This window comes from Pseudomonas sp. HLT2-19-2 (assembly GCF_054898005.1).
Genome location: NZ_CM142712.1, coordinates 5,068,003 through 5,091,802 on the forward strand (window position 1 = coordinate 5,068,003; position 23,800 = coordinate 5,091,802).

At 59.5% G+C, this 23,800-nt stretch carries 22 protein-coding genes and 1 pseudogene; 11 read left to right on the forward strand and 12 right to left on the reverse strand.

Annotated features, from left to right (window positions below; translation table 11 throughout):
* Positions 1-58 precede the first annotated feature (58 nt).
* From ACYZTU_RS23725 to ACYZTU_RS23735, 3 genes are all read left to right on the forward strand, one after another.
* Positions 59-1,015: an ornithine cyclodeaminase family protein gene (locus ACYZTU_RS23725; RefSeq protein ID WP_461965975.1), complete on the forward strand. Its 957-nt coding sequence runs from the start codon at positions 59-61 to the stop codon at positions 1,013-1,015.
* A gap of 23 nt (positions 1,016-1,038) precedes the next feature.
* On the forward strand, positions 1,039-2,166 hold the full coding sequence (locus tag ACYZTU_RS23730) for an NAD(P)/FAD-dependent oxidoreductase (protein WP_461965977.1): 1,128 nt from the start codon (positions 1,039-1,041) through the stop codon (positions 2,164-2,166).
* A 92-nt stretch (positions 2,167-2,258) separates the two neighbouring features.
* Positions 2,259-2,915 carry a helix-turn-helix transcriptional regulator gene (locus tag ACYZTU_RS23735; protein ID WP_461965979.1) on the forward strand — a complete coding sequence of 219 codons (657 nt, stop codon included), beginning with the start codon at positions 2,259-2,261 and terminating at the stop codon, positions 2,913-2,915.
* A gap of 94 nt (positions 2,916-3,009) precedes the next feature.
* Here ACYZTU_RS23735 and hmpA read toward each other — a convergent pair whose 3' ends face one another.
* On the reverse strand, positions 3,010-4,191 hold the full coding sequence (hmpA, locus tag ACYZTU_RS23740; RefSeq protein WP_461965981.1) for an NO-inducible flavohemoprotein: 1,182 nt from the start codon (positions 4,189-4,191) through the stop codon (positions 3,010-3,012).
* 156 nt (positions 4,192-4,347) lie between these two features.
* On the opposite strand from hmpA, the gene norR reads away from it, so the two are divergent.
* From norR to ACYZTU_RS23765, 5 genes are all read left to right on the forward strand, one after another.
* Positions 4,348-5,901: a nitric oxide reductase transcriptional regulator NorR gene (gene norR / locus ACYZTU_RS23745; RefSeq protein WP_461965983.1), complete on the forward strand. Its 1,554-nt coding sequence runs from the start codon at positions 4,348-4,350 to the stop codon at positions 5,899-5,901.
* Positions 5,902-6,029: 128 nt separating this feature from the next.
* Positions 6,030-6,932: a chemotaxis protein CheV gene (locus tag ACYZTU_RS23750; RefSeq protein WP_008147551.1), complete on the forward strand. Its 903-nt coding sequence runs from the start codon at positions 6,030-6,032 to the stop codon at positions 6,930-6,932.
* A gap of 27 nt (positions 6,933-6,959) precedes the next feature.
* The gene (locus tag ACYZTU_RS23755; RefSeq protein ID WP_461965985.1) at positions 6,960-7,433 is read left to right on the forward strand and encodes a GNAT family N-acetyltransferase; all 474 of its coding nucleotides are present in this window, start codon (positions 6,960-6,962) and stop codon (positions 7,431-7,433) included.
* A 28-nt stretch (positions 7,434-7,461) separates the two neighbouring features.
* Positions 7,462-7,788, forward strand: a complete 327-nt coding sequence (locus tag ACYZTU_RS23760) for a hypothetical protein (protein WP_282379038.1) — start codon at positions 7,462-7,464, stop codon at positions 7,786-7,788.
* An 83-nt stretch (positions 7,789-7,871) separates the two neighbouring features.
* On the forward strand, positions 7,872-8,621 hold the full coding sequence (locus ACYZTU_RS23765) for a YkgJ family cysteine cluster protein (protein ID WP_461965987.1): 750 nt from the start codon (positions 7,872-7,874) through the stop codon (positions 8,619-8,621).
* A gap of 53 nt (positions 8,622-8,674) precedes the next feature.
* Here ACYZTU_RS23765 and ACYZTU_RS23770 read toward each other — a convergent pair.
* Positions 8,675-9,206: pseudogene (locus ACYZTU_RS23770) on the reverse strand (Rid family hydrolase); the annotation flags it as partial.
* A 136-nt stretch (positions 9,207-9,342) separates the two neighbouring features.
* Complete coding sequence (locus ACYZTU_RS23775; RefSeq protein ID WP_461965989.1) at positions 9,343-9,600, reverse strand: hypothetical protein; 258 nt, start codon at positions 9,598-9,600, stop codon at positions 9,343-9,345.
* Positions 9,601-9,832: 232 nt separating this feature from the next.
* Between ACYZTU_RS23775 and ACYZTU_RS23780 the strand changes: the two genes are divergently transcribed.
* From ACYZTU_RS23780 to ACYZTU_RS23790, 3 genes are all read left to right on the forward strand, one after another.
* Positions 9,833-10,057, forward strand: coding sequence for a hypothetical protein (locus ACYZTU_RS23780; protein ID WP_461965990.1), 225 nt, complete (start codon positions 9,833-9,835; stop codon positions 10,055-10,057).
* A gap of 195 nt (positions 10,058-10,252) precedes the next feature.
* Positions 10,253-11,572, forward strand: a complete 1,320-nt coding sequence (locus tag ACYZTU_RS23785) for an OprD family porin (protein ID WP_461965992.1) — start codon at positions 10,253-10,255, stop codon at positions 11,570-11,572.
* 147 nt (positions 11,573-11,719) lie between these two features.
* Positions 11,720-13,216: a GGDEF domain-containing protein gene (locus tag ACYZTU_RS23790; RefSeq protein WP_461965994.1), complete on the forward strand. Its 1,497-nt coding sequence runs from the start codon at positions 11,720-11,722 to the stop codon at positions 13,214-13,216.
* A gap of 92 nt (positions 13,217-13,308) precedes the next feature.
* Here ACYZTU_RS23790 and lpxC read toward each other — a convergent pair whose 3' ends face one another.
* From lpxC to murD, 9 genes are all read right to left on the reverse strand, one after another.
* Positions 13,309-14,220, reverse strand: a complete 912-nt coding sequence (gene lpxC / locus ACYZTU_RS23795) for a UDP-3-O-acyl-N-acetylglucosamine deacetylase (RefSeq protein WP_461965996.1) — start codon at positions 14,218-14,220, stop codon at positions 13,309-13,311.
* Between the two features lie 112 nt (positions 14,221-14,332).
* The gene (gene ftsZ / locus ACYZTU_RS23800) at positions 14,333-15,526 is read right to left on the reverse strand and encodes a cell division protein FtsZ (RefSeq protein WP_461965998.1); all 1,194 of its coding nucleotides are present in this window, start codon (positions 15,524-15,526) and stop codon (positions 14,333-14,335) included.
* 71 nt (positions 15,527-15,597) lie between these two features.
* Positions 15,598-16,857 (reverse strand): cell division protein FtsA, encoded by a 1,260-nt coding sequence (gene ftsA, locus ACYZTU_RS23805; protein ID WP_033061341.1) that lies wholly within the window; start codon positions 16,855-16,857, stop codon positions 15,598-15,600.
* Between the two features lie 15 nt (positions 16,858-16,872).
* Positions 16,873-17,742: a cell division protein FtsQ/DivIB gene (locus ACYZTU_RS23810; RefSeq protein WP_461966000.1), complete on the reverse strand. Its 870-nt coding sequence runs from the start codon at positions 17,740-17,742 to the stop codon at positions 16,873-16,875.
* A 4-nt stretch (positions 17,743-17,746) separates the two neighbouring features.
* Complete coding sequence (locus tag ACYZTU_RS23815) at positions 17,747-18,727, reverse strand: D-alanine--D-alanine ligase (RefSeq protein WP_461966002.1); 981 nt, start codon at positions 18,725-18,727, stop codon at positions 17,747-17,749.
* Positions 18,724-20,184, reverse strand: a complete 1,461-nt coding sequence (gene murC / locus ACYZTU_RS23820; protein ID WP_461966004.1) for a UDP-N-acetylmuramate--L-alanine ligase — start codon at positions 20,182-20,184, stop codon at positions 18,724-18,726. The genes ACYZTU_RS23815 and murC overlap by 4 nt, the downstream gene beginning before the upstream one ends.
* Entirely contained in the window at positions 20,177-21,247 is a 1,071-nt protein-coding gene (gene murG / locus ACYZTU_RS23825; protein ID WP_461966006.1) for an undecaprenyldiphospho-muramoylpentapeptide beta-N-acetylglucosaminyltransferase, read from the reverse strand. The genes murC and murG overlap by 8 nt, the downstream gene beginning before the upstream one ends.
* Positions 21,237-22,454 carry a putative lipid II flippase FtsW gene (gene ftsW / locus ACYZTU_RS23830; RefSeq protein ID WP_461966008.1) on the reverse strand — a complete coding sequence of 406 codons (1,218 nt, stop codon included), beginning with the start codon at positions 22,452-22,454 and terminating at the stop codon, positions 21,237-21,239. Before ftsW ends, murG begins: the two co-directional genes overlap by 11 nt.
* Entirely contained in the window at positions 22,451-23,797 is a 1,347-nt protein-coding gene (murD, locus tag ACYZTU_RS23835; RefSeq protein WP_461966010.1) for a UDP-N-acetylmuramoyl-L-alanine--D-glutamate ligase, read from the reverse strand. Before murD ends, ftsW begins: the two co-directional genes overlap by 4 nt.
* Positions 23,798-23,800: the final 3 nt, after the last annotated feature.

Genomic DNA, 23,800 nt, shown 5'->3' on the forward strand with positions numbered 1-23,800 from the left:
GCGATAACTAAAAGTCCATAATGGACAAATTAGTTTACTTCCAGCTCCCGGAGCGACCATGTCCAGTACGCCTTACGTGATCACCCAACCTCAGGCCCGCGAGCTGCTGGCGCAGGTCGACGTGCCGCAGATCCTGCGCAAACTGTTCCGCGACCTGGCTGCCGGACAAGCCGTGCAACCGGTGCAGCAATTGGTTGAGTTCCCGCAGGGCGCTGGCGACTTCATCAACTACCTGGGCGTGTTGGCCGAAGACGGTGTTTACGGGGTCAAGACCTCGCCGTACATCGTGCGTGAACAAGGCCCGTTGGTGACCGCCTGGACATTGCTGATGTCGATGCAGACCGGCCAGCCGCTGTTGCTCTGTGATGCCGGCGAACTGACCACGGCGCGCACCGCTGCAACCACGGCCGTGGCGGTCGACGCTCTCGCCCCGCTGAAGGCCCGGCGCCTGGCGATCATCGGCAGCGGCAAGGTCGCCCAGGCGCACCTGCACTATGTGAAAGGATTGCGCGAATGGCAGAGCATCAGCCTCTACTCGCCGAGCCTGAGCGACAAGAATCCCGAAGTATTGGTGCAGCTCAAAAGCCTCGATTCACGCCTGACCATCGTCGACAGTCGTGAAGCGGCCCTTCAGGACGCTGACGTGATCATGCTCTGCACTTCGTCCGCAGGGCCGGTGATCGACCCTTCAAGCTTGAGGAAACCGGCGCTGATTACCTCCATCAGCACCAACGCACCACGGGCCCATGAAGTACCGCCGCAGAGCCTCAATGACATGCAAGTGTTCTGCGACTATCGTCTGACCACCCCGGGCTCGGCCGGTGAGATGCTGATTGCCGGTGAACAGCATGGCTGGGACAAGAACGCGATCATCGGCGACCTGCCGGATCTGCTCAGCGAAAAAGTCCAGCGCCCAGGCTACGACCGCCATGTGTTCTTCCGCTCCATCGGTCTGGGCCTGGAAGACATAGCGCTGGCCAATGCCCTTTATCATTTGCAACGGCACGGCGCTTGAGCCCGGCCCCACAGGAGACGTTCATGAGCCAGGCAGATTTCATCATCATCGGCGGCGGGATTGCCGGCGCTTCCACCGGTTTCTGGCTGTCGCAGCACGCCCGAGTGATCGTGCTCGAACGCGAATCCCATCCGGCCTACCACTCCACCGGACGTTCGGCCGCGCTGTTTACCGCCGCATACGGTACGCCTCAAGTTCGGGCGCTGACCCAGGCCAGCCGTGATTTCTTCGACGCGCCGCCAGCCGGTTTCTGCGAACACCCGCTGCTGACCCCGCGTGGCGAGATGACCGTGGACTTCACCGGCGACCCCGCCGAACTGAACAATCAATACCAGAGCGCCAAAGCCACGGTGCCGGAAATGCAGCTGCTCAGCGCCGATGAGGCCTGCGTGCGCTTGCCGATCCTGCGCCGGGAAAAAGTCCATGGCGCGATTTACGACCCGACCGCCAGCGACATCGACACCGATGCCCTGCACCAGGGTTACCTGCGCGGTATCCGACGCAACAAGGGCGAAGTTCATACCGACAGTCAAGTCCTGAGCCTGACCCGTGATGCCGAAGGTGTATGGCAAGTACAAACCAACGGTCAGACCTTCAGCGCCCCGATCATCATCAACGCGGCAGGCGCCTGGGCCGACAAAATCGGTGAGCTGGCCGGTGCCAAACCACTGGGCCTGCAACCCAAGCGGCGCGCGGCGTTCATCTTCGCCGGTCCCGAGGGCGTGGACATCCATCATTGGCCAATGCTGGTCAGCCTCGACGAATCCTTCTACATGAAGCCCGACGCGGGGATGTTCCTCGGCTCGCCAGCCAACGCCGACCCGGTGGAACCGCACGACGTGCAGCCCGAAGAGTTGGACATCGCGATGGGCATTTACCAGATCGAAGAAGCCACCACCCTGACCATCCGCCGTCCGACCCGCACCTGGGCCGGCTTGCGCAATTTCGTGAGCGACGGTGATTTGCTGTCCGGTTTTGATCCGCAGGTACCGGGGCTATTCTGGGTAGCGGCACAAGGCGGTTATGGCATCCAGACCTCGCCAGCCATGGGCCAGGCCAGCGCTGCACTGGTGCGCGGTGAAGCCTTGCCCGAGCAACTGACTCGCTTCGGTCTGAACAGCGAGATGCTCTCCCCTGCGCGGCTGGGCTGACGTTCAAACTCAGGTGACGCGTCGACACGATTGCGGCAAACTTCCAGCGCCCTTTTTTGACGGGGCGCTGATTCTGCCTGGAGCTCCACTTTATGAACGCTCAAGAACAAGAACCGGCCCTTGATGACTCTGCATTGAAGCGCTCGCCGCTAGACAACTTCCGAGCGATCGCCGATGCCATCGCCACGTTGTTCTTTCCTCACGCCGAGGTGGTGCTGCACGATCTGCGCACACAGAAGGTCGACTACATCGCCAACAACCTGTCCAAGCGCGAAGTCGGTGACGACTCGGCGCTGGGGGACATGCTCAGCGAAGAGATCAGCGAACGAAACATCGGGCCGTACGAAAAGCTCAACTGGGATGGTCAGAAGATTCGCAGCCTGAGCAGCGTGCTGCGCGACAGTGAAGGCCGTCCGCTGGCGGTGCTGTGCATCAATCTGAATATTTCGCTGTTCGAAAATGCCAAGGCCGCTTTGGATCTGTTCCTGTCACCGAGCAAGTTGATTCCGCAACCCGATTCGCTGTTTCGCGATGACTGGCAGGAGCGGATCAACACCTTCCTCCACGCCTGGCTGCGCGAACGTCAGCTGAGCCTGAACCTGCTGACCCGCGACCATAAACGCGAACTGGTGCTGGCACTGCACGCCGAAGGTGCCTTCAAAGGTAAAAGCGCCTCCAACTATGTGGCGAACGTGCTGAACATGGGCCGGGCGACGGTGTACAAGCATTTGAAGGAAGTGAAGGGCTGAAAGACCGACAAACACTCGTAGGAGCACGGCTTGCCGGCGAAGGCGTCCTCATGATCGCCTTCGCCGGCAAGCCGTGCTCCTACAAGATAAGCGGTTACTCCAACGACGAAGCCGGCCCGAAGAATTCGTAACGGCTTTGCTTCTCCGGCACACCCAAGGCTTTGAGGTGACGCTTGATCGCCGCCATGAAGCCTTTAGGCCCGAGGAAGTACGCGTCCAGATCGCGCTGTTGCGGTAACCACTCGCCCAGTTGCTCCTGGCTCAACAGGCCAACCTTGTGCGCCGCCGGGCTCACGCCATCATCTTCGTCGTAGCAATAGAAGCGTTTGAGTTGCGGGTGACGCTCGGCCAAGCCATCGATCCAGTCGCGGAAGGCGTGAACGCTACCGTTGCGTGCGCAGTGAATAAAGTGCACCGGCCGCTCGGTCGCCAGCGCCGCTTCGAGCATCGCCAGCGTCGGAGTGATCCCGACGCCGCCGCTGATCAGCACCAATGGTTTGTCGCTTTCGGTCAGGGTGAATTCGCCCGATGGCGGGAACAGCTGGATGCTGGAGCCCACATGCAGCTGATCGTGCAAATGGTTGGAGGCGCGGCCACCGGTTTCACGTTTGACGCTGATCCGGTATTGGCCCTTGTTGGCCAAGGCCGACAGTGAATAGTTACGACGAATCTCTTCGCCATCGAGGATCAGTTTCATGCCAATGTACTGGCCTGGCTCTGCCGCCAGAATCGGGCCTTTGTCAGCCGGTTCGAAGTAGAACGAGGTGATTTCCGCGCTTTCCTCGACCTTGTCCACCACGATGAATTCCCGCGCCCCGCGCCAGCCGCCCGGTGCCTGTTCCTTCTGGTCGTAGATGCTGGTTTCGGCGCCGATCAGGATGTCGGCCAATTGACCGTAAGCAGCCCCCCAGGCGGCCATCACTTCAGGTGTGGCGATCTCGTCGCCCAGCACTTCGGAGATGGCTCGCAGCAGGCAGGAGCCGACAATCGGGTAGTGTTCCGGCAGAATTTGCAGGGCCACGTGCTTGTTGATGATCTTGGCCACCAGGTCGCCCAACTGGTCGAGCTGATCGATGTGCCGTGCATACATCAAGACACCGTTTGCCAGGGCTCGCGGCTGATCACCGCTGGCCTGGTGAGCCTGGTTGAATAGCGGGCGAACTTCCGGATACTCGGAGAGCATCATGCGGTAGAAATGAGTGATCAACGCTTCGCCACCGCTTTCCAGCAAGGGCACGGTGGATTTGACGATTGCACGGTCTTGAACGCTAAGCATAAGGCGACTCCTGAACTACTTGGATTGCTAACTGACTGCCTTATACTTATCAGTTTCCGTGCCACAAATTAAAACGTTATAAATCAATCACTTGAGTTCTTGGTAGTCATATCGACACAGACTGTTTTATAGTCATACCGACTACACGGAGTCACAATGACTGCAAAATCTCTACTCACCGCCCTGCTGCCACTGGTCTCCGACCTGTCCCGCGAACTCCCCGAAGGCGAGCGTTATCGGCGCTTGCTCGAAGCCATGCGCGCCCTGCTCCCCTGCGATGCCGCCGCCCTGCTGCGCCTCGATGGCGAATGGCTGGTGCCGCTGGCCGTCGACGGGTTGAGCACCGACACCCTCGGCCGACGCTTCAAAGTCAGCGAACACCCGCGTTTCGAAGCGCTGCTCAGCAGTCACGGCCCGACCCGTTTCGCCGCTGACAGCGACTTGCCCGACCCTTACGACGGCCTGGTCGATGGCCTCGACGATCATCTGGAAGTCCATGACTGCATGGGTTGCCCGCTGTTTATCGACGAGCGTCCGTGGGGTTTGCTGACCCTTGACGCACTCGATCCAGAGCGCTTCGAACCGATCGAACTGGACGCCCTGGAAGCCTTCGCCAGCCTCGCCGCCGCCACCGTCAACGCCGCCGAGCGCATCGAACGCCTGGCCAATCGTGTCGAAGACGAACATCAGCGCGCCGAAGTTTACCGACAAGCCAGCGGCCAGCAGAACCGCGAGATGATTGGTCAGAGCAAGGCCCACAAACGGCTGGTGGAAGAAATCAATCTGGTGGGCGGCAGCGATCTTACCGTGCTGATCACCGGCGAAACCGGGGTCGGCAAGGAACTGGTCGCCCAAGCCATCCACGCCGCATCGCCCCGGGCCGACAAGCCGATCATCAGCCTCAACTGCGCCGCGCTGCCGGACACGCTGGTGGAGAGCGAGTTGTTCGGCCATGTCCGCGGTGCCTTCACCGGCGCAATGAACGATCGGCGCGGCAAGTTCGAACTGGCCAATGGCGGCACGCTGTTTCTCGATGAAGTCGGTGAGCTGTCCCTGACCGTCCAGGCCAAATTGCTGCGAGTCCTGCAAAGCGGTCAATTGCAGCGGTTGGGTTCGGATAAAGAGCATCAGGTCGACGTACGACTGATCGCCGCGACCAACCGCGATCTGGCGGAGGAAGTGCGCAACGGCCGCTACCGTGCCGACTTCTATCACCGACTGAGCGTTTATCCGTTGTTGGTGCCAGCACTGCGTGATCGTGGGCGGGATGTACTGTTGCTCAGCGGCTATTTTCTGGAGCAAAACCGCTCACGCATGGGCCTCAACAGCCTGCGCCTGAACAGCGATGCGCAGGCTGCATTGCTGGCGTATGCATGGCCGGGAAATGTGCGGGAACTGGAGCACTTGATTGGCCGCAGTGCCTTGAAGGCGCTCGGTAACTGCAAGGAGCGGCCGAAAATTCTCAGTTTGAGTGCGGCGGATCTGGATTTGCCCACTGGCAGTGTTGAGCTTGCAGCCGAGCCAGCCCCTGTCAGCCCTGCGGCTTTGGTCTCGGGAGACTTGCGGGCGGCGACCGAGGATTATCAGCGTCAACTGATCAACGCCTGTCTGGAACGGCACCATAACAATTGGGCGAGTGCGGCGCGTGAGCTAGGCTTGGATCGGGCGAATCTTGGGCGGATGGCGAAGCGGTTGGGGATGAAGGGTTGAGATTGTTGGTGGATCCGACCACCACCCCATAACTCGCCTAAAGCCCACCCCGTTCAGGTCGATAACCCGGCATCGATGCTGTTGGCGATCCCGCGATCGCCCATCACCTTTTTCCACAGAAGGTTTTTATGTCTTCAAACAAAGCCCGCGCAGATTCACTTTCGCTTCTGCTGTTTACCTTGCGCAGCGGCAAGCTGATGGCGATCAACCTGCTGAAAGTCAGTGAAATCATTCCCTGCCCGCCGCTGACCAAGCTGCCGGAGTCGCATCCCCACGTCAAAGGCATCGCCACCCTGCGCGGTGCGTCGTTGTCGGTGATCGACCTCAGCCGTGCCATCGGTGAACGGCCGCTGGAAGACCCGAACGGTGGCTGCCTGATCGTCACCGATGTCAGCCGCTCCAAGCAGGGTCTGCACGTTCAAGCGGTGAGCAAGATCGTCCACTGCCTGACCACCGACATCCGTCCGCCGCCCTTCGGCTCTGGCGGCGTGCGTTCGTACATCACTGGCGTGACCTCGGTCGACGGCACGTTGGTACAAGTGCTGGACATCGAAAAAGTGATCCATGGCATCGCCCCGGCGCAGATCGAAACGGCTCCGACCGAACTGAGCATGGAAGACGCCGAAGTACTCGGCAACGCGCGGATTCTGGTGGTCGATGACAGCCAGGTTGCGCTGCAGCAATCGGTTCACACCCTGCGCAATCTTGGCCTGCAATGCCACACCGCCCGCAGTGCCAAGGAAGCCATCGACTGCCTGCTGGACCTGCAAGGCACGGCACAGCAGATCAACCTGATCGTCTCGGACATCGAAATGTCGGAAATGGACGGCTACGCCTTTACCCGCACCTTGCGTGAAACCCCGGATTTCTCGCACCTCTATGTTCTGCTGCACACTTCTTTGGACAGCGCGATGAACAGCGAAAAGGCCCGTCTTGCCGGCGCGAATGCGGTGCTGACCAAGTTCTCCTCTCCGGAATTGACCAAGTGCCTGATCGAAGCAGCCAAGGCTGTCGCTGAACAAGGTCATTGAGTCTTGGCCAAGGACTTCTGCTTTCTGATGCGGCGCAACCTCGCTGAAGTTGTGCCTGCGATCCCTTGGCCTCAGGAAATCGTCCTCAGTGAATACCGCCCCGATCTGGCAGAAGCCGTTCATCGTTTGATGGAATTGGGCTATCAGGAAGGTGGCGGTCGCGTGCCGGCACTGGACATCTGGCAACAGCGTTTTGAAACCGATCCAGAGTACGACCCGACCCTGTGCTTCATCGCTCTGGATGCCGAAGGTATTGTGGGTGTTTGCCAATGCTGGACAAGTGCCTACATCAAAAACCTGGTGGTGCATCCTCGAGCTCAGGGCCTCGGGCTAGGCCGCGCATTGCTGGCACAAGCTTTCAAAGTGTTTCAGGAACGTTGCGAAGGTTTTGTAGATTTGAAGGTGCTTGAGGACAACCTTCGGGCGCAGCGTTTGTATGAAAGCGCCGGGATGCGTGTGATCCGCCGGGAACCGGTTCCGGCCTGGCATACTCAGACCTAGGTCAATACCCACCCACGGATGCCAGAATATGAAAGCCTCAACCCTGACCTTCCTCTGCCTCAGCGCCCTGACCACCCAGGCCTACGCCTCCAGCCCCGACGCCTGGGCCGCCTACGACAAAGCCGTGCTCGCCAGCTGCACCAAGGCCAGCGGCCTGAAGAATGCCAAACCTGTTGGCAACGCCGCACAGTTTGATGACCGGGTTGGCTACACCGCACTTCTGTTGCAAGGCCAATATCCGCAAAAACACATGAAAGGCCAGCAAGGCACCGAGCTGTGCCTTTACAACAAGAAAAGCAAAACCGCTTATGTCACCGAGTGGGACTCCATCCGCCCAACCGCCAAGGCGCAATGACTGGCGCATAACTTGCTTCGGCAGTGGCCTTTGCGGCGGCATTCTGTCGCCGTTTCATGCCCTCATAGGCGACTGGCCGCTCAATGAATACGACGTTTTCCTGCGTAGGTTGTGGCAGATGCTGCAACGACCACCACGTGCCCCTGACCCTGAGCGAAGCCCGGATGTGGGCGGCCGATGGCGGTCAGGTGATCGTGCTGGTGGAAGGTTTCCTGGGCAATGGCCTGGGCCTGCCAATGCAGCAACGCGAACATGCCGAACGCCGATCGGTGAGGGTTCGAAGCGGTGCAACCGTGGCGTACCTAGCCATCACTTTTGCCGCCTACAACATCGGTCCTTGCCGAAATCTTGACGAAGACAACCTCTGCCGCATCTACGAACGCCGGCCGCTGGTGTGCCGCATTTACCCGATGGAAATCAATCCGCACATTCCCCTGAACACGTCCGTGAAGGAATGTCCGCCCGAGTCGTGGGAAAAGGGACCGGATCTGATTGTGGGTGGTGAGTTGGTGGATCAGGAACTGGTCGGATTAATCCAGCGCTCCCGCCAGGCGGATCGCGATGACATTCGGACAAAGGATGCGATTTGCGCATTGCTAGGAATTCGGACTACAGCGCTGAAGGGCGATGGCTTTACCGCTTATCTGCCGGACATGACGGCGTTTGCGACGTTCATCGATCAGGTTGCGGCACAGCCGCTGGCTGAGTCACACGCTGATTGGTTGTTTCATGTGTCGGGTGAGGACATTGCCGGGCAAGTGCAGGCGGCTGGTGCGCACGTGGCAACCGATGCACCGACCAACTATGCGTTCATCTCGCTGCGAGCGGCCTGAAACACCTGACCACCGTGCAGCTCTCGTTGCACAGTGGCTGATTTAGCGGTGGATTAACGAGCGGCAACCGCCAGGCATTCAATTTCTACCCGTGCATCCACTACCAGTTTTTTAGCTGAAAATGTCGTACGAGCGGGTAGACGGTCTGCCGGGAAATAGCGGCTGTAAACTGCATTCATGGCGGCTAAATCCTTGATGTCGGCAAGTATGACCGTGCATTTGGCCACATGAGCCAGGGACCGGAAAGTCGAAAGCTTGACCTTGGGACAGACTTAGTAATGCTTGGGTAATTTCAACGGAGTCTTGCAGGGTTGCATCGATATCACCCGCCAGCAGGCTGTCGACCAATTGATTGTTGAGCGCGAAACTGCGCACCGTCACTCCCGCCGGAGCCCATCGGGATTTGGCGAACGCTTCACGGCTGGTGCCTGTCAGGACGCTGACACGCTTGCCCTTGAGCGATTGTACTTGCGGTTGCAGGTTCGCCCCTTTGCGCGCCACCAGTCGGCTGCTCAGAGGGTATGGATTATCGGTGAAATCGACCCGTTCACGACGCGCAGATGTGGCAGTCATGGGCATTTCGGCGGCCTTCATCAAGAATTCACGGGTATGAATCTTCGACGAGCGGCCACCTTTTTCCCCAGAGGACGAATCGCTCATCCTTGTGGGAACTGTCTCAAAAACAGGAGGAACAATTACCGGTCAACAAAACGCCTGAAAGTCAGCGTTTACCCATCGAGCGACGAGTGCCGGGAGGCGCTGCGCCCGGAGTCTTGGTATGGCCGTTCTTGGCGCCGTTCTTGTACCAAGGCTGGCTGGCATCCTTCGCTGCGGCCAGGTCGCCCGGCTTGAACGGGAACTTGAACGCCGGGATGGCGGCTTTGGTTTCGCTGTCTGCGCTGGAGTCGACGCTGTCTGGCAGGTCTGCCTGGTCGTCGCTCAAAGCGTCGGCAACCGGCGGTTGTGTCGGGGAAGTCATGAAAGCTCCGGGTGATGCACATAGAGTCGGGCCCGGTCAGCGAGCCGCGAAAGGCGGCAGTATAACTGGATGAAGCGCCGCAAGCTTTAAAACGCTCCGCGTGCGAACGATCCGCGGCCAACTGTTGCCTTAACCGCAACAGTCCTTTCACCAATCCGCTCTTTTTCCCTTCTCCAAACCCCCTTATCGTTGCCGCACCAAACAGCACTTGCCAAGCAAGAAGGTTTTAAAGATGTCCAACACTATGGGTATTGCCAGCGCTTTCGTTTTGTCCTCTTTGTTCCTGTCACCGTTCGCCATCGCTGAAGAGTCGCAGGCGTTCGTCGCGCAACAATCCGCACGAGCTGCTGCGTTCGAGCAGTATCAGAGCGAAATGACGGCCAAAGCTCAGGAAGCTGCGCAAACCCCTCAAGCGTCGACTACTCAAGCCCAGCCACGGGTTGAGAAAGACAGCTGATTGTTAAGTATCGCTCTGTTTCCCTCGACACTTTTCATCGGCTCTTCCCTTTGAAAAGTTGTCTTCAAAGCCGCTGCTATCAGCGGCTTTTTTTCGTTGTGGTTTTAAACAGCTTTAGTTCGTCTCCCCTAACAAGAAACATTTTGAGTCTCAATACAATGAGGCTCTTAGTTGACCCAAGGAGCTTTACCGCTAGTGTTTTCCCCTCTTAGATTCAGCCCGTTTTTCATTGCAATCACTGTAACGGTGACGCCTGCTGCTCACGCCGCAGACGACTCAAACGCCGAAGGTTTTGTCGAAGGCTCGAGCCTCAACCTCAGTGCCCGTAACTACTACATGAACCGCAACCGCCTGCAGCAAGCGGACAACAACATTGAATGGGGTCAGGGTTTCCTCGGCATTTTCGAGTCAGGTTACACCCAGGGTACCGTCGGTTTCGGCGCTGATGCCCACGCCATGCTCGGACTCAAGCTCGACGGCGGTGGCGGTACCGACGGGTCGAGCATCCTGCCGATCAGCGATGGCAACGGCAAAGCGCCGGGCTCGTTCTCGACGGCGGGTGGCACGCTGAAAATGCGTGCCTTCGATACCGAACTGAAGGCCGGTGACTTGTTTCTCACCAACCCGGTGATCGCCGGCGGCGAAACCCGCATGCTGCCCCAGACCTTTCGCGGCGTCAGCCTGACTAACCACAGTTTTGACGGCTGGATGATTGAAGGGGGCCAAGCGAGTTTTACCAAGCCTTACAACCAGAGCGGACACACCCGAATAGGCACGTCCTATGGCAGTCTGTCCGAGGGTGACGAAAGCCGGCACCTGAACTGGGCCGGCGTCGCCTGGAGCGGTCTGCCGGGGCTGACGAGCAGCCTCTATGCTTCCGAACTCAAGGACATCTGGAACCAGTACTACTACGACCTGGATTACACCTACGCGCTGAACGACCTGGTCAGCCTCAACCCGGGCCTGCACTTCTATCACACGCAAGACACCGGCGATGCGCTGCTGGGCAACATCGACAACAACACGTACAGCCTGCATTTCACCGTCGGTGTGGGCAATCACAGCGTTACTGCGGCCTATCAGCGGGTCAACGGCAACACGCCGTTCGACTACATCAGCCAGGGCGACAGCGTCTACCTCGACAATTCCCAGCAGTATTCGGACTTTAACGGCCCGAACGAACGCTCATGGAAACTAAAATATGCCTACGACTTTGTCGGGCTCGGTCTGCCCGGCCTGACCTCGGCGGTCTCTTACTCCCGAGGTGAACTGGACCTGACCAAGGTCGATCCGGACAGCCCTGGTTATGCCTCGTGGTACAGCGCTGACGGCAAAAACGCCAAGCATTGGGAACGCGACATTGATCTCAAGTATGTGGTTCAGGGCGGCAAGGCCAAAAACCTGGCGCTGCGCCTGCAATGGGCGACCAACCGTGGAGGCAACGGCTACGGCGTGCTGGATCAGGACACCAATGAATACCGGGTGATCGTCGACTACCCGCTCAATGTCTTCTAAGCTTCAATAAGTAAGGGGCCAGCACGTTTTGCTGGCCTTTTTTTTATCCGGGATTTATACAGGCGCTCCGAACGAAAACGGTTTCTGGGATTCTGCCCGACTCTTGCAAAAAACGTTCATAACGCCTCATTAGCAGAAGTCAGAACCATGAGTGTGAGCAGCGCAACATCTCACCAACCGGTCCGGTCGACGCGGTCGGAGCGGCTTCTGGTTCTCAGCAGTTTGCTACTGGTGGTTGCGATATTGAGCATCGTGGCGTTCCTGCTCATTCGCGAACGCGCCAATGCAGAACAGTCGGCCACTCGTGCAGCAAGCAATATCGTGCAACTGATCGACGCAGACGTGTTACGTAACGTCGAACTCTATGACCTGACCTTGCAAGGCTTGATCGCCGCCTCACGCCGCGACGACCTCAAGACCGTTTCTCCCGTCATTCGCCATTTGGCCTTGTTCGACCGAGCCACCGCTGCGCCGTACAAAGGCGACATTTTGTTGCTCGATGCGCGTGGTGAGGTGGTTGCCGACTCGGCGTCGGTGGAGCCACGCCAAGGTAATTTCGCGGACCGTGAATACTTCCAGTCCCACGTCAACAACCCGGACCCAGGCATGTCCATCAGTCGGCCCTTCCGGTCCAGACAGGCCGAACATGAATGGCGTATCAGTTTCAGCCGCCGGATCAGCGGTACACGTGGCGAATTTCTCGGCGTAGCTGAAGCGGCCATGCGTTTGAGCTACTTCGATCAGTTGTTCAACAGCTTGAGCATCGGTCGTGACAGCTCGGTCAACCTGATCAGCTCGGACGGTTTTCTTCTGGCCCAGCAGCCCCGCCTGGCCGAAGAGCTGATTGGCAAAGACTTCAGCAACCGTCCGAGCTTCCAGCGCATCGTCAAAGAAGGTAACGGCAGCTTCACCAGTGTTTCAAGCCGCTATAACGACAAACGCCTGTACACGTTCTCCAAGGTGGGCAGCTTGCCGTTGATCGTCATCGTTGCACTGTCCAGTGATGAAGTGTTTGCGTCGTGGAAGCGCACGGCGGTGGTGGTTAGCGTTGCGACTATTGCGCTGTGCGTCAGCTTGCTCTGGCTGACTTGGCTGCTCAGCCGGGAACTGCGCCTGCGCCACAATGCCGAACAGGAACTGGCGCAACTGGCGGCCACCGATGCCTTGACCGGCCTGGCCAACCGCCGAACGCTGGATCAGGTCCTGCGTCATGAGTGGTTCCGCGCTCAACGTTCCGGCCAGCCGTTGTCGCTGCTGATGATTGATGCCGACCACTTCAAGGCGTTCAACGATCGTCATGGGCATCAGGGTGGCGATGATGCCTTGCGCTCGGTGGCCAAGGTGATCTCCGCCAATGTGAGGCGACCAGCGGATTTGGTCGCCCGTTACGGCGGCGAGGAGTTTTCGGTAATTCTCGCGGAAACCGACAGCCGGGGTGCGCAACAGATTGCCGAATACATCCGTGCGACAGTGGAGCAATTACCGCTGGTGGCAGGTGCCGAGTGGCCGATTACTGTCAGTATCGGTATCAGTACCTGGACCACAGCTGCCGAGATCAGCTTGGAACAACTGCTGTTCGCTGCGGACAAGGCGTTGTATCAGGCCAAGGAACGTGGGCGTAACCGGGTGGTTGCTGCTGACTGAGAATTTGATCGTTTCTACGCTCTGCGAGGGAACGATCAGGTAAAAAAAAGGCCACCCGAAGGCAGCCTTTAAAAACTAGAGAGGTTTTTTACTTACACGGCCGCAACAGGGCGCATGTAAGAAATCGGTGCTGTGCTGGCGTCATCGAAAGTCACGACTTCCCAAGCATCTGTCTGCTCAATCAACTTGCGCAACAGCTGGTTGTTCAATGCATGTCCGGACTTGAAACCCCTGAACTCACCAATCAGGCTATTGCCCAACAGGTAGAGGTCACCAATTGCATCGAGGATCTTGTGCTTCACGAATTCGTCTTCATAGCGAAGGCCGTCTTCGTTCAGTACACCATCAGCGTCGACCACAATAGCGTTTTCAACGCTGCCGCCGAGTGCGAGGTTGTGCTTGCGCAGGTACTCGATGTCACTCATGAAACCAAAGGTACGGGCGCGGCTGACTTCTTTTACGAACGAAGTGCTGGAAAAATCCACGCTTGCACTTTGTGTGCGGTCACGGAAAACCGGGTGATCGAAATCGATCTCGAAGCTCACTTTGAAGCCTTCGAAAGGGACGAAAGTGGCGCGCTTGTCGCCGTCTTCCACTGTCACTTCCCGCAGGATCCGGATGAACTTCTTGGGGGCGTCCTGTTCTTCCAGGCCAGCCGACTGAATCAGAAATACGAAGGGTCCAGCGCTACCATCCATGATCGGAACTTCGGACGCGGAGAGCTCGACGTAGGCGTTATCGATGCCCAGGCCAGCCATGGCCGAGAGCAAGTGCTCCACCGTATCCACTTTGGTGTCACCACTGACCAACGTGGTCGACATCGTGGTTTCACCAACGTTTTCCGCGCGGGCAGGAATCTGCACCACAGGGTCGAGGTCGGCACGAACAAACACAATGCCGGTGTCGATAGGTGCAGGCTTGAGGGTCAGGTATACCTTCTCCCCGGAGTGCAGGCCTACACCTGTAGCACGGATAATATTTTTCAGTGTGCGTTGTTTAATCATGGCTTGGGCCGCTTCAGCGCAAATTGCGAACTGGTATCAACAAAGGCTGGCGATAATAGCAGACCATGCCTTTGCTGAACACCAATCACCTTCATAGCCCTGATACATTCCATCAATCAGCCTGACGACGCAGGAAAGCCGGGATGTCCAGGTAGTCCAGATCATCTTGCGGATTCATCTTCGCGGCAGTCGCAGCACCGGCCTGAGCCTGGTTGCGCATGACGGTCGGACGGTCCAGGTCACGGTAGTTTACCGCTGGCTGTTCCTGACGTGCAGGGGTTTGTTGTTGTGGCTGGGAAGCCATGGAGGTATGAACGGTATTGTCGATGACCTTCACAGGTTTCTCGATTTTCGCGCCCAGACCGGTGGCAACCACGGTCACGTGCAGCTCGTCGCGCATGTCCGGATCGATAACGGTACCGACCTTGACCATCGCGTGTTCGGAAGCAAAGGCTTCGATGATGCTACCCACGTCGGAGTACTCACCCAGGGACAGGTCAGGACCGGCGGTGATATTCACCAGGATGCCGCGTGCGCCTTGCAGGTTCACGTCTTCCAGCAGTGGGTTGCGAATGGCCGCTTCGGTGGCCTCACGTGCACGGTTCGGACCGCTGGCGCAGCCAGTACCCATCATCGCCATGCCCATTTCGCTCATCACGGTCCGTACGTCGGCAAAGTCGACGTTGATCATGCCCGGACGCTTGATGATGTCGGAGATACCGCGAACGGCACCGGCCAATACATCGTCGGCCTTGGCGAATGCGGACAGCAGGCTTGCGTCCTTGCCAAGGATGGTCAGCAGCTTCTCGTTGGGAATGGTGATCAACGAGTCGACGCTTTCAGACAGCAGACGGATACCCTCGTCGGCGATCTGCATGCGCTTGCGGCCTTCGAACGGGAACGGACGGGTCACCACCGCAACGGTGAGAATCCCCATTTCCTTGGCCACTTCAGCAATGATCGGCGCAGCACCGGTACCGGTACCACCGCCCATGCCAGTGGTGATGAACACCATATTGGTGCCCTGCAGGACTTCGGCAATGCGCTCACGATCTTCGAGAGCGGCCTGACGACCTACTTCAGGGTTGGCGCCAGCGCCGAGACCTTTGGTCACGCCGGTGCCCAGTTGCAGGATGGTCCGCGCGCCGATACTTTTCAGCGCCTGGGCATCAGTGTTGGCGCAGATGAATTCAACGCCTTCAATGTTGCTCTTGACCATATGATTGACGGCGTTGCCGCCACCTCCGCCAACACCGATAACTTTAATTACCGGACTTGCGGGGACGTTGTCTACGAGTTCGAACATTTTCCCTCTCCTTTCATTTCTCTAGTTTTTTCGCCTACTGCCTGTATCTACAACGGTGCTGCGGTAAATCTTTAGAAGTTGCCTTGTACCCAGCTCTTGAAGCGATCGAGCAAGGCGACTTTCGGTTCTTCATTGCTGTAACTGTCGCGGCTGCTGATGCCCGAGAACGAAATCCCGTCGGACTGCTTCTGCAGGCCGTACATCAACAGGCCAACGCCGGTGGAATAAATCGGGTTGCGAACCACATCGTCCAGGCCCTTGACGCCATGCGGCACGCCCAGGCGGACCGGCATGTGAAAGATCTCTTCGGCCAGTTCGACCGCGCCTTCCATCTTCGACGTACCGCCGGTCAGCACGATGCCGGCCGGGATCAGGTCTTCGTAGCCGCTGCGACGCAGTTCGGCCTGGATCAGCGTGAACAGCTCGTCGTAACGCGGCTCGACCACTTCGGCCAGCGCCTGACGGGACAGCTCGCGCGGTGGACGGTCGCCGACGCTTGGGACCTTGATGGTTTCTCCGGCACCGGCCAGTTTGGCCAGGGCGCAGGCGTAGCGAATCTTGATTTCTTCGGCGTACTGGGTCGGGGTGCGCAACGCCATGGCGATGTCGTTGGTCACCTGATCGCCCGCAATCGGGATCACCGCGGTGTGACGAATCGCGCCTTCGGTGAAGATCGCGATGTCGGTGGTGCCGCCGCCGATGTCCACCAGGCACACGCCCAGCTCTTTCTCGTCGTCGGTCAGGACCGAATACGCGGAAGCTAGCTGCTCGAGAATGATGTCGTCGATTTCAAGGCCGCAGCGACGCACGCATTTTTCAATGTTCTGTGCGGCGTTGACGGCGCAGGTGACCACGTGAACCTTGGCTTCCAGACGTACGCCTGACATGCCCAGAGGCTCACGAACGCCTTCCTGGTTATCGATCACGTAATCCTGCGGCAAGGTGTGCAGCACGCGCTGGTCAGCCGGGATCGCTACGGCCTGGGCGGCGTCGAGAACGCGCTCGAGGTCGGCGGAGCTGACTTCGCGATCACGAATCGCCACGATGCCGTGGGAGTTCAGGCTGCGGATGTGATTGCCGGCCACGCCGACGAACGCCGAGTGAATGCGGCAACCGGCCATCAGCTGCGCCTCTTCGATCGCGCGCTGGATCGATTGCACGGTGGACTCAATGTTCACCACCACGCCTTTCTTCAGGCCACGGGACGGATGGGTACCGATCCCGACGATTTCCAGCGTGCCGTCGTCCGAGACCTCGCCGACCAGCGCCACCACCTTGGAGGTGCCGATATCGAGACCGACGATCATTTTGCCGCTTTGCACGTTTGCCATGGGTCCTGCCTCTTCTTAATTCTTCGCGACAGCGGGTTGGGCTGCCGTGGGCGCTACAGGTTCCCGCCAGCCAACAGCGAGGCCGTTGGCGTAGCGCAGATCGATGCGCGCAATGTTCGTAATCTGTTCTTTAAGCGTCTTGTCGTAGATGGCAAAGAAGCGGCGCATCTTTTCCACCAGCTTGCCGCGGCCCAGCAGCAATTCGATTCCCGGACCCGCGCTGCCGGCGCCAGTGGTCAGGAACCAGCTGCCTCGTTCACGCAACTCCAGACGTGCAATCGAGAAGCCCATCGGCCTGAGCATCTGGCTCAGCACCTGGTATTGCTGCATTACTTGCTGCTGAGCCCGCTGTGGGCCGAACAGCTGTGGCAAGTGTTCGTAGTTCGCCAGCTCACGCGGGGTAAACGCCTGGCCCTGGTTGTTCAACAGCGCTTCATCGCCCCAACGGGCCACCGGCAATTGTTCTTCCAGGCGGATCACCACTTGATCCGGCCACACCCGACGCACTTCGGCGTGGGCAATCCATGGCATCGTTTCAAGCTCGGTACGCATGCCAGCAAGATCGATGGTGAAGAAGCTCGACGCCACGTACGGGGCGATCCGCTGCTGCACCGCTTGCTGGCTGATGTAACTCAAATCGCCCTGCACGTTGATCTTGGTGATCGGCCGGTCGGCGTACGGCAACAAACGCTGCGCGCCTTCGTAAGTGCCAAAACCCAGCGCTACCAGCAGCACTGGCCAGAACAGGCTTTTCAGAAAACCAAAATTGGCTTTCGGCAGGCGCGCGGACATCGGCTCTTTGGCCACCATTCGGCTGGCACCCCGCGGCACCGGCTTGCGGCCGGTCGGTGCGGGGGGCTGATGTCTCAGCTGGGCGCCTTGCATGGTCTTAACCTCGCGGCTCTTCGTTGCTGGCAGCATTGTTGGCAACGCTTGCTGCCAAAATGGCCAGAACCAGTTGCTGGAAATCCAGACCGGCAGCACGGGCCGCCATCGGCACCAGACTGTGATCGGTCATGCCCGGTGCGGTATTGACTTCCAGGAACCAGAACTGCCCGTCGGCGTCCTGCATCACGTCTGCCCTGCCCCAACCGGCGATACCCAGCGCCTCACAGGCTTTCGCCGTCAGGTCCATCAGTTCTTTTTCTTTGTTGCTGTCGAGGCCACACGGGATCCGGTACTGGGTATCGCAAGCCACGTACTTGGCGTCGTAGTCGTAGAAACTGTGCGTCGTGCCCAGGGCAATCGGTGGCAACACCTGGTCACGCAGGGTGGCGATGGTGAACTCCGGACCTTGAATCCATTGCTCGACCAACACTTGCGAATCGTAGGTACTGGCCGCTTTCCACGCGTCGATCAACTCAAGAGCTGAAGACACTTTGGCCATCCCGATACTTGAACCTTCATGGGCCGGTTTGACGATCAAAGGGAAGCCCAGTTCCGTCGCTGCGGAAATACAATCGGCCTCAGAGCTCAGCACCGCGTGGCGTGGCGTCGGAATACCGAGGCTGTGCCAGACCTGTTTGGTGCGCAGCTTGTCCATGGCCAGTGCCGAAGCCAGAATGCCGCTGCCGGTGTACGGAATACCCAGGCATTCGAGCAGGCCCTGCATGCTGCCGTCTTCACCGCCACGACCGTGGAGAATGATGAAGGCGCGGTCGATTTTTTCGTTCAGCAGACGCTGCAAAAGGTCATCGCCCACGTCGAGGCCAAACGCGTCCACACCGGCGCTTAGCAGCGCGTCGAGAACCGCGTTACCCGACTTCAGGGACACCTCACGCTCGGCACTCTTGCCGCCGAACAACACGGCGACGCGGCCGAAGTCTTTCGGCGCGAGTGTGGAGACGAGGTTGGCGTAAGCAGCAGTCATTTCAACTTCCCCACAGTTGGCGCGGCAACCGCACCCACGAACAACGGACTGTTCAACAATTTTGGTGCAAGACCACCAATATCACCGGCGCCCTGGCACAGCAGGATGTCGCCGGCACGCAGCAGCGGTTTGACGATTGGCGCGAGGTCGACACCGCGCTCGATGTAGATCGGGTCGAGCTGACCGCGCTGACGGATGCTGTTGCACAACTTGCGGCTATCAGCGCCCGGGATCGGTTCTTCACCGGCCGGGTAGACTTCCATCAGCAGCAGAACGTTGGCGTCGGCCAATACATTAACGAAATCGTCGTACAGGTCGCGGGTCCGGCTGTAACGGTGCGGCTGGTAAACCATCACCAGGCGACGCTCCGGCCAGCCACCGCGCACGGCTTTGATCACGGCGGCGACTTCGGTCGGGTGGTGACCGTAGTCGTCGACCAGCATCACATTGCCGCCCTCTACCGGCAGTTCGCCGTAGACCTGGAAGCGTCGGCCGACACCCTGGAACCCGGAAAGGCCCTGGACAATGGCTTCATCGCTGACGCCCTCGTCGGTGGCGATGCAGATCGTTGCCAGTGCGTTCAACACGTTGTGGTTACCCGGCATGTTCACCGAGACATCCAGCGGATCACGATCACGGCGCAGCACGGTGAAGAAGGTTTGCATGCCCTGCTGACGCACATTGATCGCGCGCACATCGCAGTCGTCGCCGAAGCCGTAAGTGACCGTCGGGCGTTTCACCAGTGGCAGGATTTCACGCACCACCGGATCGTCCAGGCACACCACCGCCAGACCGTAGAACGGCAGGTTGTGGAGGAACTCGACGAAGGTTTTCTTCAGTTTGTTGAAGTCACCGCCGTAGGTCGCCATGTGATCGGCGTCGATGTTGGTGACCACGGCCACCAGCGGCTGCAAATGCAGGAAGCTGGCATCGCTTTCGTCGGCTTCGGCGATCAGGTAACGGCTGGTGCCGAGCTGGGCATTGGTGCCCGCGGCATTCAGACGGCCACCGATGACGAATGTCGGGTCCAGGCCACCCGCGGCAAACACCGAAGCGATCAGACTGGTGGTGGTGGTTTTGCCATGGGTACCGGCGACGGCGATGCCGTGGCGGTAGCGCATCAGCTCGGCGAGCATTTCGGCACGCGGCACCACCGGAATGCGGCGCTCCAAGGCGGTGGCGACTTCCGGGTTGGACGTGTTCACGGCACTGGAGGTGACCAGCACATCGGCGGTCGCGGCGTTCTCGGCGCGGTGGCCGATAAAGATCTGGGCACCGAAGGACTCGAGACGCTCGGTCACCGGCGAAGCTTTCAGGTCGGAACCGGACACTTCATAGCCCAGGTTCAACAACACTTCGGCGATGCCACACATGCCCACGCCGCCGATCCCGACGAAGTGGATTTTACGGATGCGGCGCATTTCCGGCTGCGGCATGGCTTTCTGATTATCAACCATGGGCCACCTCCAGGCAGGTATCGACCACGTTACGGGTTGCATCGGGTTTGGCCAGGCGGCGTGCAGCGGTGGCCATGTCGGTCAGTCGTTGTGGTTGCATCAGGACCTCTGTCAGGCGTGCGGCAAGATCCGCTGCGCCAGTCGTTCTTTGCGGCATCAGGAAGGCAGCGCCTTCACGGGCCAAATAATCGGCGTTGCGGGTCTGGTGATCGTCGATCGCATGGGGCAAAGGCACCAGCATCGAGGGCAGGCCGGCGGCAGCCAGTTCACTGATGGTCAGCGCGCCTGCGCGGCACACCACCAGGTCGGCCCAGCCATAGGCTTGGGCCATGTCTTTGATGAAAGCCTGCACTTGCGCCTCGACGCCAGCCGCGCGATAGCGCTCTGCAGTCACTTCATCGTGGTTTTTGCCGGCCTGATGAAACACTTCCGGGCGCAGGTCGGGGGCGACTTGCGACAGGGCTTCAGGCAGCAACTTGTTCAACGGCTCTGCGCCCAGGCTTCCGCCCAGGATCAGCAAACGCGCCTTGCGACCGGCCAAAGCCTGTCGCGGTGTTTCGAGGAACAGCTCGGTGCGCACCGGGTTACCGGTGGTCCGACGGCTGTCCGACAGGGTAAAGGTGTCGGGGAACGCTTCACAGACTCGGGCGGCCAACGGCACCAGCAACCGATTGGCGGTACCGGCCACTGCATTCTGCTCATGAACGATCACCGGCACGCCGGCCAGTTTGGCTGCGACGCCGCCAGGACCGGTCACATAACCACCGAAGCCCACCACACACACCGGCCGCAGCTGACGAATGATCGCCCGCGCCTGCCAGATCGACTTGAGCAACATGAGCGGTGCCTTGAGCAAGGACAGCTTGCCCTTGCCGCGCAAACCGCTGGCATTGATCCGATGCAGCTCGATGCCGGCCATCGGCACCAGATCGTTCTCGATGCCACGCGGTGTCCCGAGCCAATGCACGGTGTAACCACGGGCCTGGAATTCGCGGGCACACGCCAACGCCGGGAACACGTGGCCACCGGTACCGCCCGCCATGATCAATACGTTAGCGCCCATGGGTCGGCTCCTCGGCGAAGTCGCTTTCATGGAACTCCATCTCTTCACTGCCCAGGTGGGTTCGACTTTCCCACTCGATACGCAGCAGCAAGCCGAGACAGGCACAGCAGATCACCAACGAACTACCGCCATAACTCAGGAATGGCAGGGTCAGCCCTTTGGTCGGCAGCAGGCCGACGTTCACCCCGATGTTGATCAGGAACTGACCAATCCACAGGAACGACAGGCCGTACGCGATGTAGGCAGCGAAGAATTGCTTGGCCTTCTCGGCCCAATAGCCGATGTACATGCCACGCACACAAACAAAGACGAACAGCGCTACCGTGCACAAGGAACCCACGGCCCCCAGCTCCTCGGCCAGGACCGAGAACACGAAGTCGGTGTGGGCTTCCGGCAGGTAGAACTGTTTCTGCACGCTGTTACCCAGGCCAACGCCCAGCCATTCGCCGCGACCAAAAGCGATCAATGCTTGGGACAACTGGTAGCCAGCACCGAACTGGTCGGCCCACGGATCAGCAAAGTTGGTCAACCGCGCCATTCGATACGGCTGCACTTGAATCAGCAACACCACCGCCCCGACCGCGAGGATAACCATCAGGGAAAAACGGAACAGCCCGACCCCGCCGAGGAACAGCATCGCCGCCGCAGCCCCCATCATCACGACGGTGGCACCGAAGTCCGGCTCCATCAGCAACAGACCCGCCATCGGCAGCAGAACGATGAACGGCTTGAAAAAGCCCATCCAGCTTTCACGCACTTCTTTCTGGCGACGTACCAGATAACCGGCGAGGTAGATCACCACGAACACCTTGGCGATCTCGGAAGGCTGGACGTTGAAGAAGCTGAAGCCGATCCAGCGCATCGAACCGTTCACTTCACGGCCGATCCCCGGGATGATCACCATCACCAGTAAACCGAACGCACCAATCAGCATCAGCCAGCCCAGACGTTGCCAGGTGGCGATCGGAATCATCATGGTGACGATGCAGGCGCTAAGGCCCAGCACCGCGTAGATAAGGTGGCGAATCATGTAATACAGGGCACTGCCCGACTGCACCGCTGCTACTTCGGTCGATGCCGATGCAATCATGACCAGCCCGAGGCCGATCAATGCCAGGCAGCCGGCGAGCATCGGGAAATCGAGGTCGATACCGCGCCCGGTGATGATCGGCGACGGGTATGGCTTGATGATATTTCTCAGGCTCATGCCAGATCCTCCACAGCGCGGACGAACTGGTGACCACGGTCTTCGTAATTCTCGAACATGTCGAAACTGGCGCAGGCTGGCGACAGCAGCACCGCGTCGCCCGGTTCGGCGATGGCGCGGCATTGCGCGACGGCTTCGTCCAGCGAGTTGACGCGAATCAGTGGCACGGCATCGCCGATGGCCTGAGCGATCAGCTCGGAGTCGCGACCCATCAGCACCACGGCGCGGCAGTTAACCGCGACCGGATCACGCAGGTCCTTGAACTCGGCACCCTTGCCATCGCCACCGGCGATCAGCACGAGCTTGCCCTCGATGTCCGCGCCCAGGCCTTCGATGGCAGCCAGTGCGGCGCCGACGTTGGTGGCTTTGGAATCGTTGTAGTAGCCCACGCCATTCAGGTCGCGGATCCATTGGCAACGATGCTCAAGCCCGGCGAAAGTACGCAGGCTCGACAGCATGGCATCGAACGGCAGGCCAACAGCATGGCCCAGGGCCAACGCCGCCAGGGCGTTGGACTGGTTATGGGCGCCGCGAATTTTCAACTCGCGCACCGGCATCAGGTTCTGGAACTCGAAGGCCAGGTACTTCTCGCCGTCTTCTTCACGAATACCGAATGCCTTGAAATCAGGTTTGCTTAAACCGAAAGTCCAGCATGGCTGACCTTCGCCCATCAGCGGACGGCTCAGAGCATCCTGACGGTTGACCACAAACTGCTTCGCACCTCGGAAGATCCGGTGCTTGGCCAGGTGATAGGCCGGCAGACCGCTGTAGCGGTCCATGTGGTCTTCGCTGACGTTGAGCACGGTCGCCACTTCGGCGTTCAGTTGGTCGGTGGTTTCGAGCTGGAAGCTCGACAACTCCATCACGTACAGCTCGACGTCGTCACTGAGAAGATCCAGCGCCGGCGTACCGAGGTTGCCGCCGACCGCGACACGCTTGCCAGCCGCTGCAGCCATCTCGCCCACCAACGTGGTGACCGTGCTTTTCGCGTTGGAACCGCTGATGGCGACAATCGGCGCTTTCGCGTTACGCGCGAACAGCTCGATGTCCCCGGACAATTTCACGCCACGGAGGGCGGCGGCCTGCAGGGCCGGGGTCGCCAGCGCCAGCCCGGGGCTCACGTAGAGCTCGTCGGCGCGGCACAGGAACTCGACGTCCAGCTCGCCACAACGCACTTCCACGTGCGGATAGTCACGCTTGAGCGTGGCCAGTTCCGGTGGATTTTCCCGCGTATCGGCGACAGCAAACGACGTGCCCCGGTTCGCCAGGAAGCGAACCAGGGACATGCCGCTCTTGCCGAGGCCGACAACGATGCGGAAGTGGTCAGAAGCGATCAGAGACACTCG

Excerpts from the sequence above, each read along its gene's own strand:
- ACYZTU_RS23725 (WP_461965975.1), top strand. The coding sequence starts at position 59 with ATGTCCAGTACGCCTTACGTGATCACCCAACCTCAGGCCCGCGAGCTG.
- ACYZTU_RS23730 (WP_461965977.1), top strand. The coding sequence starts at position 1,039 with ATGAGCCAGGCAGATTTCATCATCATCGGCGGCGGGATTGCCGGCGCT.
- ACYZTU_RS23735 (WP_461965979.1), top strand. The coding sequence starts at position 2,259 with ATGAACGCTCAAGAACAAGAACCGGCCCTTGATGACTCTGCATTGAAG.
- hmpA (WP_461965981.1), bottom strand. The coding sequence starts at position 4,191 with ATGCTTAGCGTTCAAGACCGTGCAATCGTCAAATCCACCGTGCCCTTG.
- norR (WP_461965983.1), top strand. The coding sequence starts at position 4,348 with ATGACTGCAAAATCTCTACTCACCGCCCTGCTGCCACTGGTCTCCGAC.
- ACYZTU_RS23750 (WP_008147551.1), top strand. The coding sequence starts at position 6,030 with ATGTCTTCAAACAAAGCCCGCGCAGATTCACTTTCGCTTCTGCTGTTT.
- ACYZTU_RS23755 (WP_461965985.1), top strand. The coding sequence starts at position 6,960 with ATGCGGCGCAACCTCGCTGAAGTTGTGCCTGCGATCCCTTGGCCTCAG.
- ACYZTU_RS23760 (WP_282379038.1), top strand. The coding sequence starts at position 7,462 with ATGAAAGCCTCAACCCTGACCTTCCTCTGCCTCAGCGCCCTGACCACC.
- ACYZTU_RS23765 (WP_461965987.1), top strand. The coding sequence starts at position 7,872 with ATGAATACGACGTTTTCCTGCGTAGGTTGTGGCAGATGCTGCAACGAC.
- ACYZTU_RS23775 (WP_461965989.1), bottom strand. The coding sequence starts at position 9,600 with ATGACTTCCCCGACACAACCGCCGGTTGCCGACGCTTTGAGCGACGAC.
- ACYZTU_RS23780 (WP_461965990.1), top strand. The coding sequence starts at position 9,833 with ATGTCCAACACTATGGGTATTGCCAGCGCTTTCGTTTTGTCCTCTTTG.
- ACYZTU_RS23790 (WP_461965994.1), top strand. The coding sequence starts at position 11,720 with ATGAGTGTGAGCAGCGCAACATCTCACCAACCGGTCCGGTCGACGCGG.
- lpxC (WP_461965996.1), bottom strand. The coding sequence starts at position 14,220 with ATGATTAAACAACGCACACTGAAAAATATTATCCGTGCTACAGGTGTA.
- ftsZ (WP_461965998.1), bottom strand. The coding sequence starts at position 15,526 with ATGTTCGAACTCGTAGACAACGTCCCCGCAAGTCCGGTAATTAAAGTT.
- ftsA (WP_033061341.1), bottom strand. The coding sequence starts at position 16,857 with ATGGCAAACGTGCAAAGCGGCAAAATGATCGTCGGTCTCGATATCGGC.
- ACYZTU_RS23810 (WP_461966000.1), bottom strand. The coding sequence starts at position 17,742 with ATGCAAGGCGCCCAGCTGAGACATCAGCCCCCCGCACCGACCGGCCGC.
- ACYZTU_RS23815 (WP_461966002.1), bottom strand. The coding sequence starts at position 18,727 with ATGACTGCTGCTTACGCCAACCTCGTCTCCACACTCGCGCCGAAAGAC.
- murC (WP_461966004.1), bottom strand. The coding sequence starts at position 20,184 with ATGGTTGATAATCAGAAAGCCATGCCGCAGCCGGAAATGCGCCGCATC.
- murG (WP_461966006.1), bottom strand. The coding sequence starts at position 21,247 with ATGGGCGCTAACGTATTGATCATGGCGGGCGGTACCGGTGGCCACGTG.
- ftsW (WP_461966008.1), bottom strand. The coding sequence starts at position 22,454 with ATGAGCCTGAGAAATATCATCAAGCCATACCCGTCGCCGATCATCACC.